Origin of the sequence: Butyrivibrio sp. MB2005, from assembly GCF_000424285.1 — a bacterium.
Classification (GTDB): Bacteria; Bacillota; Clostridia; order Lachnospirales; family Lachnospiraceae; genus Butyrivibrio.
In genome coordinates this window covers 90328-101961 of record NZ_AUJP01000005.1, presented here as the reverse complement: position 1 = coordinate 101961, position 11634 = coordinate 90328, and the positions used below count along the sequence as shown (strand labels likewise).

General features: G+C 40.3%; 13 protein-coding genes. All 13 read left to right on the top strand.

Annotated elements, in window-relative coordinates:
* The first annotated feature begins 42 nt into the window (after positions 1-42).
* The 13 genes from hisZ to yhbY all read left to right on the top strand — a co-directional run bounded on the left by hisZ (position 43) and on the right by yhbY (position 11598).
* Positions 43-1152, top strand: a complete 1110-nt coding sequence (hisZ, locus tag G610_RS0102960; protein WP_026523585.1) for an ATP phosphoribosyltransferase regulatory subunit — start codon at positions 43-45, stop codon at positions 1150-1152.
* Between the two features lie 41 nt (positions 1153-1193).
* Positions 1194-1841, top strand: coding sequence for an ATP phosphoribosyltransferase (hisG, locus tag G610_RS0102955; RefSeq protein ID WP_026494631.1), 648 nt, complete (start codon positions 1194-1196; stop codon positions 1839-1841).
* Positions 1841-3130 (top strand): histidinol dehydrogenase, encoded by a 1290-nt coding sequence (gene hisD, locus G610_RS0102950; RefSeq protein ID WP_026523584.1) that lies wholly within the window; start codon positions 1841-1843, stop codon positions 3128-3130. Before hisG ends, hisD begins: the two co-directional genes overlap by 1 nt.
* A 43-nt stretch (positions 3131-3173) precedes the next feature.
* A complete protein-coding gene (gene hisB, locus G610_RS0102945; protein ID WP_026523583.1) occupies positions 3174-3761 on the top strand; it encodes an imidazoleglycerol-phosphate dehydratase HisB in 588 nt (195 codons plus the stop codon).
* Between the two features lie 25 nt (positions 3762-3786).
* Positions 3787-5064: a bifunctional phosphoribosyl-AMP cyclohydrolase/phosphoribosyl-ATP diphosphatase HisIE gene (hisIE, locus tag G610_RS22580; protein WP_035796747.1), complete on the top strand. Its 1278-nt coding sequence runs from the start codon at positions 3787-3789 to the stop codon at positions 5062-5064.
* Between the two features lie 33 nt (positions 5065-5097).
* Positions 5098-6975, top strand: coding sequence for a TIGR03960 family B12-binding radical SAM protein (locus tag G610_RS0102935; protein ID WP_026523581.1), 1878 nt, complete (start codon positions 5098-5100; stop codon positions 6973-6975).
* A 68-nt stretch (positions 6976-7043) separates the two neighbouring features.
* Positions 7044-7796, top strand: a complete 753-nt coding sequence (locus G610_RS19525) for a TIGR03936 family radical SAM-associated protein (RefSeq protein ID WP_081667171.1) — start codon at positions 7044-7046, stop codon at positions 7794-7796.
* Positions 7789-8811 carry a ribonuclease E/G gene (locus G610_RS0102925; protein ID WP_026523580.1) on the top strand — a complete coding sequence of 341 codons (1023 nt, stop codon included), beginning with the start codon at positions 7789-7791 and terminating at the stop codon, positions 8809-8811. Before G610_RS19525 ends, G610_RS0102925 begins: the two co-directional genes overlap by 8 nt.
* A 94-nt stretch (positions 8812-8905) precedes the next feature.
* Positions 8906-9214, top strand: a complete 309-nt coding sequence (gene rplU, locus G610_RS0102920; RefSeq protein ID WP_026494637.1) for a 50S ribosomal protein L21 — start codon at positions 8906-8908, stop codon at positions 9212-9214.
* 22 nt (positions 9215-9236) lie between these two features.
* Positions 9237-9566, top strand: coding sequence for a ribosomal-processing cysteine protease Prp (locus tag G610_RS0102915; protein WP_026523579.1), 330 nt, complete (start codon positions 9237-9239; stop codon positions 9564-9566).
* A 3-nt stretch (positions 9567-9569) separates the two neighbouring features.
* Positions 9570-9854, top strand: coding sequence for a 50S ribosomal protein L27 (gene rpmA / locus G610_RS0102910; protein ID WP_026490668.1), 285 nt, complete (start codon positions 9570-9572; stop codon positions 9852-9854).
* A gap of 117 nt (positions 9855-9971) precedes the next feature.
* A complete protein-coding gene (gene obgE / locus G610_RS19520) occupies positions 9972-11318 on the top strand; it encodes a GTPase ObgE (RefSeq protein ID WP_051197541.1) in 1347 nt (448 codons plus the stop codon).
* Positions 11302-11598 carry a ribosome assembly RNA-binding protein YhbY gene (gene yhbY / locus G610_RS0102900; RefSeq protein ID WP_026523578.1) on the top strand — a complete coding sequence of 99 codons (297 nt, stop codon included), beginning with the start codon at positions 11302-11304 and terminating at the stop codon, positions 11596-11598. Before obgE ends, yhbY begins: the two co-directional genes overlap by 17 nt.
* Positions 11599-11634: the final 36 nt, after the last annotated feature.

Sequence of the window (11634 nt, the reverse complement as noted above, 5' to 3'; positions counted from 1 at the left end):
CATGGTAGCACGTTACCATAGTAAAGCACAAGGGGAACTTGTATGAATCGAAAATTACTTCACACTCCTGAAGGCGTAAGAGATTTATATGGTCTTGAATGCAGTGACAGAATACTTATCAGAAGCCTTATAAATGCAAAGATGAAGTCTTACGGTTTTGAGGATATTGATACACCTACTTTTGAGTTCTTTGATATCTATTCGACAGAGATAAGTAATAACAGTGCGAGAGAACTGTACAAATTCTTTGATAAAGATGGCAACACCATGGTTCTTCGTCCTGACTTTACGCCTTCTGTTGCAAGATGCGTAAGCAAGTATTTTTTGGAAGACAATAAGCCGGTCAGATTCTGCTATGATGGCAAAACATTTTTAAACACCCATTCACTTCAGGGCAAGCTTAAAGAGAACAACGAAATCGGCGCTGAGCTTATGAATGATGACAGTATCTATGCAGATGCTGAGATGATCGCATTACTTGTCGAGTCACTTCAGGCTGTAGGACTTACTGAGTTCCAGATAAGCATAGGCGATGCTGATTACTACAATGGTATTTGCGAAGAGGCAGGAATAAGCGCAGAGACTGAGGCAGAAATCAGAGAACAGATTACAAACAGAAATACTTTTGCTGCTGATCTTATTATGGAAGAGAACAACATCAGCGATAAATACAGACAGCTCATTAAGAGTGTATCTACCTGTATCGGCGATGCTTCTATTTTAGAAAAGGCAGGAAGTATCGTAACCAATGATCGTTCTCAGAATTCCATCAAGAGACTTCAGGCGCTGTATAAGGTTCTTTGCAGCTACAAAATAGAAAAATACATATCCTTTGACTTAGGAATGTTAAGTAAATTCAATTATTACACAGGCGTTATGTTCCATGCATATACCTATGGCGTTGGTGATGCAATCGCCAAGGGCGGACGCTATGACAATCTTCTTGAGGGATTTGGAAAAAGCGCACCTGCTATAGGCTTTATGATCAACGTGGACGATGTGATGAGAGCACTTTATTCCCAGCATATCAAGTTAGAGCATGAGGACGGCGTAGTTGTTCTTAGCTTTACAGATGATGATTTTGAGGCCACTTTGGCAGAAGCTCAAAAGCTTCGTGAGGGCGGGAAGAAAGTAATTTTATCCAAGAAATAATTGTAACTACTTACACATCAACGATTAAGAAGGATATTTTCATGAATAAACAGGACAGATATCTTACGTTTGCTCTTGGAAAGGGCAGACTTGTAAATAACACAATGGAGCTTCTTGAAAAATGCGGTATTCACTGCGAAGAAGTTACAGATAAAAGCACAAGAAAGCTAATTTTTACTAATGAAGAGCTTAAGCTTAAGTTTTTCCTTGCCAAGGGACCGGATGTGCCTACTTATGTAGAGCATGGCGCAGCCGACATCGGTATTGTGGGTAAGGACACCATCATGGAGGAAAACAGAAGTGTTTATGAGGTTCTTGATCTTGGCTTTGGCAAATGCAGAATGTGTGTCTGCGGTCCGGAATCAGCCAGAGAGCTTCTAAATCACCATGAGATGATAAGGGTAGCCAGTAAATATCCCAATATCGCAAGAGATTATTTTTATAACAGAAAAAATCAGACAGTAGACATAATTAAGCTGAACGGTTCGGTAGAGCTTGGTCCCATCGTAAATCTGTCAGATGTAATTGTGGATATAGTTGAGACAGGAAGTACTCTTAGAGAGAACGGACTTACAGTCCTTGAAGAGATTTGTCCTTTATCTGCAAGAGTCATCGTAAATCAGGTCAGCATGCAGATGGAATCGGCCAGAATTCAGAAGCTTATCAACGACATGAAGGAGAATTTGTAATGCGTATTGTAGAACTTAACGAAAACACTAAAGGCGAACTTCTTGATAAACTGCTGCAAAGAAGCCCTTCCAACTACGGCGAATACGAGAAAATCGTTGCTGATATTATCGAGAATGTCAGAACTAAAAAAGATGAAGCATTGTTTGAATACACTTTGAAGTTCGATAAATTCGCTCTTTCAAAGGAATCTATTAAAGTTACAGAAGCTGAGATTAAGGAAGCATACGATGCACTTGATTCTAAATTCATTGAAGTAATGAAAAAGAGTGCCGAAAACATCAAATCCTTCCACGAGAAACAGAAGAGGACCAGCTTTATTGATACAAAAGCAGATGGTTCAATTCTAGGCCAGAGAATATATCCCATTGAGATTTCCGGTGTATATGTTCCAGGCGGAAAAGCTGCATATCCTTCAAGTGTTCTTATGAACGTGGTTCCTGCCAAGGTTGCAGGCGTTGAGCGAATCGTTATGTGTACGCCTCCCGGAGCAGACGGTAAGGTTAATCCCGGAACTTTGGTTGCAGCTGATATCGCAGGTGTAACTGAGGTTTATAAGGTGGGCGGAGCTCAGGCTATCGCAGCTATGAGTTTTGGTACAGAATCAGTTCCCAAAGTAGATAAAATAACAGGCCCCGGAAATATCTTTGTTGCTCTTGCCAAGAAAGCATGCTTTGGATATGTTTCAATCGATTCAATTGCAGGTCCTTCAGAAATCCTGGTTCTTGCAGATGAAACATCCAATCCCAGATATGTCGCTGCAGATCTTTTATCTCAGGCTGAGCATGATGAGATGGCAAGTGCTATACTTATTACAACGAGCATGGAGCTTGCTAATAAGGTCTCTGATGAGATCGATGGTTTCCTTAAGACACTGGACAGATCAGAGATCATCAGAAAGTCTCTTGATAATTACGGATATATTTTCGTAGCTGATAATATGGATGACATGATTGATGCTGCAAACGCTGTTGCATCAGAACACCTTGAAATCCTTACAAAGAATCCCTTCGAGGTTATGCCAAAGATCAAGCATGCCGGTGCAATTTTCCTTGGAGCATATTCTTCAGAGCCTCTTGGTGATTATTTTGCAGGACCTAACCACATCCTTCCTACAAATCAGACAGCAAGATTTTTCTCACCTCTGTCCGTGGATGATTTCATCAAGAAGACCAGCATAATTGCTTACTCGGAAGAGGGACTTAAGGCTGTACATGAGGATATCGAACTTTTTGCTAAAAATGAAGGACTCACAGCTCACGCTAATTCAATTGCAGTAAGATTCGAATAAGATTTTTATAATACAAGAAAATAAAATTTTGAGGAGATTACTTATGAGCAGAAGTGCAGTAGTCACAAGAAAGACCGGAGAAACAGACATTACCGTTAAGCTTGAACTTGACGGAACAGGAAAATCTGAAGTAAATACAGGCATAGGATTTTTTGATCACATGCTTAGTGCATTTGCAAGACACGGCCTCTTTGATCTGACAGTCAATGTAGACGGCGATCTTTACGTGGATGGACATCACTCCGTTGAGGATACCGGAATAGTTCTTGGACAGGCTATAGCACAGGCTCTTGGAGATAAGAGCAATATCAAACGCTACGGACAAAGAATTCTTCCTATGGATGAGACTTTGGTTCTTTCTGCGATTGATCTTTGCGGAAGACCTTATTTTGTGATGAATGCTGATTTTGATGCTCCTATGGTTGGCGGATTTGATACTCAGCTTGTAAGAGAATTCTTCTATGCAGTTTCATACGGTGCCATGATGAATCTACACCTGCGAGTAATTACCGGAATCAACGATCATCACAAGATTGAAGCCATGTTCAAAGCTTTTGCCAAGGCTCTTGATGAAGCGACTTTAATTGATGAGAGAATTACAGGTGTCCTCAGTACAAAGGGCTCATTATAAATACTAAATTTACCGGGAGAATACAATGCTTAAAAGATTTATACCCTGCATTTATCTGAAAAAAAGGAATGCCGTTAAAGGCTTTGAACAGGATGAAGTACTTGAGCAGACACCGCTTGCTCTTGCTGAACAGTATGATAATGACGACTGTGATGCCATAATTGTTTTCGACTTATCTGAAGGCGATGCAGAGCATGAAGAGTCCCTTGATATTATCAAGGATATCTGCGCCAATGTGGGAACAAGTGTATATGGAGCAGGTAATGTAAAGCGTATGGAGGATATCAAGAAGCTCCTTTACGCCGGCTGCAAAAAAGCATGCCTTAATTTTTCAAAACAGGGCAATATCGAAATTCTTCAGGAAGTATCTGAAAAATTCGGAAAAGATAAAATTGCAATCTGCTATACAGAGACTGACAGAATTACAGAAAATACCGAGAACATTGAAAAGTTTGCAGATGAGCTTATTCTTCTTAACAGTTCTCAGATCAAGCAGGCTCCCGTACTTAACATGCCTACGATTTTCAGCGTGCCGGATATTTCACTTGATAAGATGCTTGAGCTTATGTCAGGAGCCAATACTGCAGGTCTTACCGGCGAAGGTATCAACAAGAATTCCGCTGAGATTCGCGGTATGAAGAAGTTCTGCGCAGACAACGATATGGCTGTTAACAGAATGATTCCTCAGATTAAGTGGGAGGATCTTAAAAAGAATTCTGACGGAATGGTTCCAGTTGTTGTACAGGATTACAGAACTGACGCAGTTTTGATGGTTGCGTATTTTACCGAGGAATCTTTTTATAAGACAATTGAGACCGGTAAGATGACCTATTTTAGCAGAAGCAGAAATGAACTTTGGCTTAAGGGCGAGACCAGCGGTCACTTCCAGTATGTGAAGAAGCTTACAGCTGACTGCGATCTTGATACCATTCTTGCAAAGGTAAAACAGGTTGGCGCCGCATGTCACACAGGAAGTTATTCATGCTTCTTTAACGAAATTGCTTCAAGAAACTATTCAGAGAAAAATCCTCAAAGAGTCCTGGACAGCGTTTTTGAAGTCATCAAAGACAGAAAGGTCAATCCCAGAGAAGGTTCTTATACCAACTACCTCTATGAGAAGGGCCTTGATAAGATTCTTAAAAAAGTCGGCGAAGAGAGTACCGAGATGGTTATCGCCGCAAAAAATACAAATTCTAATGAACTCGTTTACGAAATGGCAGATTTTTTGTATCATATGATGGTACTTATGTCAGAGAAAAATATTTCCTGGGAGGAGATTACCGACGAACTGGCCAGGAGATGATTTTTCTTAATAATTAAATTATTGAGGTGTAGTTTGAACGAGAAATTAGCTTTATCAGATGAGATTCTTCTTAGCATTGGAAAACCTGAGCGCTACGTTGGCGGTGAGGTTAACTCTGTTATCAAGAATCTTTCTGATGTAAAAATACGTTTTGCATTCTGCTTCCCTGATGTCTATGAGATTGGTATGTCTCATCTTGGAATTCAGATTTTATACGGAATGTTCAACGAATATGAAGACGTATGGTGTGAGCGGGTTTATTCTCCATGGGATGATCTTGATAAGATCATGAGAGAAAAGAATATCCCGCTTTTTGCACTGGAATCACAGGCCCCTGTGAAGAATTTTGATTTCCTTGGATTCACTTTGCAGTACGAGATGTGTTACACCAATATTCTTCAGGTTCTTGACCTTTCAGGCATCGCACTTTACAGCAAAGACAGAGAAGAAAATGATCCCATAGTAATTGGCGGTGGTCCCTGCACATATAATCCGGAGCCTATCGCTGATTTCTTCGATATCTTTTATATTGGTGAAGGTGAGACCAGATACCGCGACCTGTTTGATCTCTATGAGAAATGCAAAGAAGAGGGTGTATCAAGAAAAGAATTCCTTAAGAAAGTTTCACAGATTCCAGGAATGTATGTGCCTTCGCTTTATGAGATATCCTACAACGAGGATGGTACTGTTAGTGAGATAAAGCCTCTTGACGGAGCACCTGCTGTTATTGAGAAAGAGCTTTGCACAGATCTTAGCAATGCTTATTATCCCATGAAGCCTGTTATGCCTTTTATAAAGGTAACTCAGGACAGAGCAGTAATCGAAGTTATGAGAGGCTGTATCAGAGGCTGCAGATTCTGCCAGGCAGGTCAGCTCTACAGACCACTTAGAGAAAGAGACGTTGAAAAGCTAAAAGAGTACGCAATGACTCTTATAAAAAATACAGGATATGAAGAGATATCATTAAGCTCACTTAGTACCAGTGATTATTCCAAGCTCAATGAACTTCTTGAGTTCCTTATCGATTATTGTAATGAACATAAGGTTAACATCTCACTTCCTTCACTGAGAATAGATGCATTCTCTCTTGATGTAATGAGTAAGGTTCAGGACGTTAAAAAGTCTTCACTTACCTTTGCCCCTGAAGCCGGCACCCAGAGAATGAGAAATGTTATAAATAAGGGACTTACAGAAGAAGATATTCTTAAGGGTTCCCACGAGGCCTTCGTAGGCGGATGGAATAAGGTTAAGCTTTACTTCATGCTTGGCCTTCCGGGTGAAACTACAGAAGATATCGAAGGAATCGGTGATATTGCCAATAAAATAGCAGTTGAGTACTTTGAGACGGTTCCCAAGGAAAAGAGAAACGGCAGAACAATTGAGATTACAGCAAGTACATCCTTCTTTGTTCCAAAGCCCTTCACACCTTTCCAGTGGGCATCAATGAATACAAAAGAAGAATTCCTTGAAAAGGCCAACATTACAAGAAAAGGCATTATGTCTCAGCTTAACCAAAAGCATATCAAGTACAACTGGCATGAAGCAGATGCCAGCATGCTTGAAGGAATTCTCGCAAGAGGCGACAGAAAGCTATCCACTGTTATTTATAACGTTTACAAAAGAGGCTGCATATTTGATGCTTGGAGTGAATTCTTTAAGAACGATATCTGGATGGAAGAGCTTGAAAAAGCAGGCCTTGATCCCATGTTCTATGTAAAACGTGAGAGAACAAAGGATGAGATCCTTCCCTGGGACATGATAAGCTGCGGAGTATCAAAGGAATTCCTTTGGAGAGAGTGGGAGCGCTCACAGCAGGGCATCGTATCTCCCAACTGCAGACAGGCATGTATGGGATGCGGCGGAGCAAACTACGGCGTAGGCATCTGCTTCCAGCCTAAAACAGGAGTATAAGTACAATATCGTTTGTTATAACTTAAACCGGTTGATATTTTATTAATTATTATAAATTAGGATTTGATATGGAAAAATTACGATTGAAATTTTCAAAGCATGGTCCTATTCGTTTTCTTGGACATTTGGATGTCATGCGTTATGTTCAAAAAGCTATAAGACGTGCTGAGATAGACATTAAATACAGCGAGGGCTTAAGTCCTCATCAGATACTTTCTTTTGCACAGCCTTTAAGTGTAGGCTCCACAACAGATGGTGATTATATCGATATGACTGTGAATTCCTTGGAATCACCTGAAGCTGTTATGGATGCTCTAAATGAAGTAATGAATGAAGGTATTGTAATAACAGCTGTTACAGCACTCCCCGAGAAGGCCGTAAATGCTATGACGAGTGTGGCTGCAGCTGAATACCTTATTTCTTTTAGAGAAGGTAAAGCTCCGAAATTTGATTTAGAAGATACAATGAAGGCGTTTATGGAGCAGCCTGAAATTCCCGCCATAAAGAAAACAAAGAACGGCGAGAAAACAATTGATATCAAACCACTGATATTTAAATATGAAATATTAGATAACAAAATACATCTGTTATTATCTGCAGGCAGTGCCAATAACTTAAAAGCTGCTCTTTTTATAGAGAGCCTTTATAGCTTTGCAGGAGAAGAGATGCAGGAATTTGCAGCTGTATTCCACAGAGTAGAAACCTATCTGGATGGAGAGGATGAGAAGGGGCATTTCGTACAGCCCATGATCCCTGATAAGCTCTTTGACTATTCATTCGCTGCTCCCGGAAAAGCTGAAATGGGTAAGATCTATGTCTAAAATCGTAATTACGAAATGGCATAACAAGCTCTCAATTCTCGGCTTTTCTGATGGAACCCTTGAATATCTCAAGGTTCTTGATGGTAATGATAGACGGGGCAATGTCTACACGGGAAGAGTAGAGAATAAGACAAATAATATCGAAGCTCTTTTTGTGCGCTTTGAGGCCGGCCGTGGAAAACGCGGAATAGGATTCTTACCAATTAAGAGTATTCCTACTGAGTGTGTCTTAAACAGAAATGTCAGTTCAGCCTCAGAGATAAAACCGGGTGATATTTTACTTGTTCAGATAAGAACTGATGAACATAAGACGAAACAGGCAAGGTTGTCTTCCAGAATAAAGCTTCATTCCTCAGAATATGATGGAGACTTAAATAAGCTGATAGATGTAGCCAAGACCAGAACGGAATATCAGCTTCTAATAAATAAAGGTCCTACACTTAGCAGAGAAATAGAAGAAGCAAAGCGACATCTATTGAAAACAACTGATACCGATTCTTTTAAAATAGTTTCTGATATTAAAAGCATCTGTGATGAGCTTAAGGATAGTGATACAGATTGTGAGTTCTATGATGAAGAACAACAGCGGATATCTCTTATGGTTCATTACAATATCACAAGTAAGACCGATGATCTTTTCCAAAAGAAGGTATGGCTTAAATCCGGCGGCTATATAATAGTAGAACAAACGGAGACTCTGAATCTGATTGATGTAAACTCAGGTAAGAATCAAAAGAAATCAGATGATTTCTTCCTATTATTAAATAAGGAAGCTGCTGATGAATGTGTACGGCAGATCAGACTCAGGAATTTGTCAGGAATGATACTGATTGATTTTGTATCTATGAAGAGTAAAGAGCTTCAGAACGAACTCATTTCTTATATAGAAGAGATCACGACAGGTGATCCCGATCACTTGAGGTTCATAGATCTGACCGGGCTTGGTATAATGGAATTTACCAGAGATAAAAAGTATAAATCCTTGTCAGAAACTATTGACTTTAAAGATTTGTGATGTTATTATATCACAGTATGCCGCTTAACGAGGTCGAAGTGGATACTTTTTTATCCCACCATAGTTAGCGAGATTTAGAAGAAGGAGGTGCCTTATGTACGCAATTATAGTTACTGGTGGTAAGCAGTACAAGGTTTCCGAAGGCGATGTAATCCGCGTTGAGAAGCTTGACGTAGAAGCCGGAAAAGAAGTTACATTTGATAATGTTATTGCAGTAAATGATGATACAACTCTTAAGGTTGCTGGTGATGTAGCAAACGCTAAGGTTAGCGCAACTGTTATGGAACAGGGCAAGGGTAAGAAGGTTATCGTTTACAAGTACAAGTCTAAGACTGGATATCACAAGAAGAACGGTCACAGACAGTGCTTCACAAGCGTGAAGATTGACAAGATTTCTCTTTAATCTTGGAAAGAATGTTTGAAATATGACTAGTATCGTAATTCGTAAAAATTCTGACGGCGAATACATGGGCTTTGAATTAAGCGGCCATGCAGGATCCGGCGAATACGGGAAAGACATTGTATGTGCGGCGATTTCCATGCTCACTATTAACACTGTTAATTCCCTCGAAAAGTTTACAGATGATGCTTTTACCTGTGATGCAAATGCCGAAGAAGGTCATATCTTGGTTACTTCAGAGAATGGCTTTTCAGAGGATGGTGAGCTATTGCTTAAATCCTTCGAACTCGGTATTACAGGCGTTTTCAAACAATATGGTAATGAATTTTTGGACATTAAATTCGAGGAGGTGTAAGTCATGTTGAATATGGACCTTCAATTTTTTGCTCATAAAAAGGGTGTAGGATCTACCAAAAACGGTCGTGATTCTGAGTCAAAGCGCCTTGGAGCAAAGAGAGCTGACGGACAATTCGTAAAGGCTGGAAATATTTTATACAGACAGCGCGGCACACATATTCATCCCGGTGTAAACGTTGGTATCGGTAAGGATGATACTCTTTTTGCACTTGTTGATGGTGTACTTCGTTTTGAGCGCAAGGGCCGTGATAAGAAGCAGGCTAGCGTTTACGCTGTAGAGAAGTAATCAGTTTCGATTTATTTGGCTCCAAACATTTTATGTTTGGAGCTATTTTTTACTTTATTGATGCGCATTAGCGCTTTGTCTCACATATTGAGATTAACATTTTATTTAGGAGAGAATATGCCTGCATTTGTAGATAGAGCAAGAATATTTGTCAGAAGCGGTAAGGGCGGCGACGGTCATATCTCTTTCAGAAGAGAGAAGTTCGTAGCAAACGGTGGCCCCGATGGTGGTGACGGCGGTAAGGGCGGCGATGTAATCGTTGTCGTTGATCCCGGTGTGAATACACTTTCTGATTTCCATTTCGGCGGTAAATACAAGGCTGAGAATGGTGAAGACGGCGGAAAGAGAAGATGTCACGGTAAACAGGGTAAGGATATCGTTATCAAAGTACCTGAAGGCACTGTTATTAAGGATGCTGCCAGCGGAAAAGTAATTGTAGACATGTCAAAGGATACCATGGAGTTTGTGCTTCTTAAGGGCGGCAAAGGCGGTAACGGTAACATGCATTATGCTACCAGCACTATGCAGGCTCCTCGTTATGCACAGCCAGGTCAGTCTGCTAAAGAGCTTGAGATTTTACTTGAGCTTAAGATGATTGCTGATGTAGGACTTGTTGGATTCCCTAATGTTGGTAAATCAACTTTCCTTACAAAGGTATCTAATGCCAGACCTAAAGTTGCGAACTATCATTTCACAACTCTTACTCCTATGCTTGGTGTAGTCAGCCTTAATGATGCTAAGGGATTCGTAGTTGCTGATATCCCCGGACTTATCGAAGGCGCTGCAGAAGGTGCAGGACTTGGTCATGAGTTCCTTCGCCACATTGAGAGAACAAGGATGATGATCCATGTTGTAGATGTAGCCGGAACAGAGGGCAGAGATCCTTTTGAAGACATTGAAGCAATTAATAATGAGCTTTCCAAATATAACGCCGATATCACAAAGAAGGTGCAGGTCATTGCAGCAAATAAGATTGATATGCTCCCTGATGGCGAAGACAGTGAGATCATAGGGAAGCTTAGAGATAAATATGAACCTTTGGGAGTAAAGGTATTCGCTACATCAACCCTTACAGGAAAGGGCATTAATGAGCTTTTGTATTATATAAGTACTGAGCTTGATAAGATTGGCGATACAACAGTTGTATTCGAAAGCGAATACGATCCTGAAGTAGAACTTAAAGAGGAGGCTGAAGCATTCTCTGTTACTTACGATTCAGATGAGAAGGAATATGTCATCGAAGGTCCTAAGATTGAGAAGATGCTTGGTTATACCAACCTTGATTCTGAGAAGGGCTTTGCTTTCTTCCAGAATTTCCTCGTAGAAACAGGAATATTAGATCAGCTTGAAGCTCTTGGAATACAGGAAGGCGATACAGTCAGAATGTATGGTTATAGCTTCGACTATTACAAGAATGCTGATACAAATACCGAAACGGAGGTAGATGATGAATTTAACGAGTAAACAGCGCGCATATTTAAAAGGACTTGCTCAGAATATCGAGCCTGTTTTTTCTATAGGCAAGGCTTCAATTACACCTGAAGTTACTGATTCTGTAGCTGAGTGCTTCAACACAAAGGAGCTCATTAAAGGCACAGTTCAGAAAAACTGCCTTGATGATGTAAATGAAGTTGCAAGAACAGTTGCTGACAGAACAAGATCAACTCTTGTTCAGGTTATCGGTCGTAAGATCGTGCTTTACAAACCTTTTAAGGACGAGCCTGAAATCAAACTTCCTAAGTAACTTGGCTGATATTTTGGTCCGCTTTTGTGATAGAAT

What these genes read in the sequence shown, in the direction of transcription:
- hisZ (WP_026523585.1), top strand. Translation starts at nt 43, where the DNA reads ATGAATCGAAAATTACTTCACACTCCTGAAGGCGTAAGAGATTTATAT.
- hisB (WP_026523583.1), top strand. Translation starts at nt 3,174, where the DNA reads ATGAGCAGAAGTGCAGTAGTCACAAGAAAGACCGGAGAAACAGACATT.
- hisD (WP_026523584.1), top strand. Translation starts at nt 1,841, where the DNA reads ATGCGTATTGTAGAACTTAACGAAAACACTAAAGGCGAACTTCTTGAT.
- hisG (WP_026494631.1), top strand. Translation starts at nt 1,194, where the DNA reads ATGAATAAACAGGACAGATATCTTACGTTTGCTCTTGGAAAGGGCAGA.
- rplU (WP_026494637.1), top strand. Translation starts at nt 8,906, where the DNA reads ATGTACGCAATTATAGTTACTGGTGGTAAGCAGTACAAGGTTTCCGAA.
- G610_RS0102915 (WP_026523579.1), top strand. Translation starts at nt 9,237, where the DNA reads ATGACTAGTATCGTAATTCGTAAAAATTCTGACGGCGAATACATGGGC.
- G610_RS0102925 (WP_026523580.1), top strand. Translation starts at nt 7,789, where the DNA reads ATGTCTAAAATCGTAATTACGAAATGGCATAACAAGCTCTCAATTCTC.
- hisIE (WP_035796747.1), top strand. Translation starts at nt 3,787, where the DNA reads ATGCTTAAAAGATTTATACCCTGCATTTATCTGAAAAAAAGGAATGCC.
- G610_RS19525 (WP_081667171.1), top strand. Translation starts at nt 7,044, where the DNA reads ATGGAAAAATTACGATTGAAATTTTCAAAGCATGGTCCTATTCGTTTT.
- yhbY (WP_026523578.1), top strand. Translation starts at nt 11,302, where the DNA reads ATGAATTTAACGAGTAAACAGCGCGCATATTTAAAAGGACTTGCTCAG.
- obgE (WP_051197541.1), top strand. Translation starts at nt 9,972, where the DNA reads ATGCCTGCATTTGTAGATAGAGCAAGAATATTTGTCAGAAGCGGTAAG.
- rpmA (WP_026490668.1), top strand. Translation starts at nt 9,570, where the DNA reads ATGTTGAATATGGACCTTCAATTTTTTGCTCATAAAAAGGGTGTAGGA.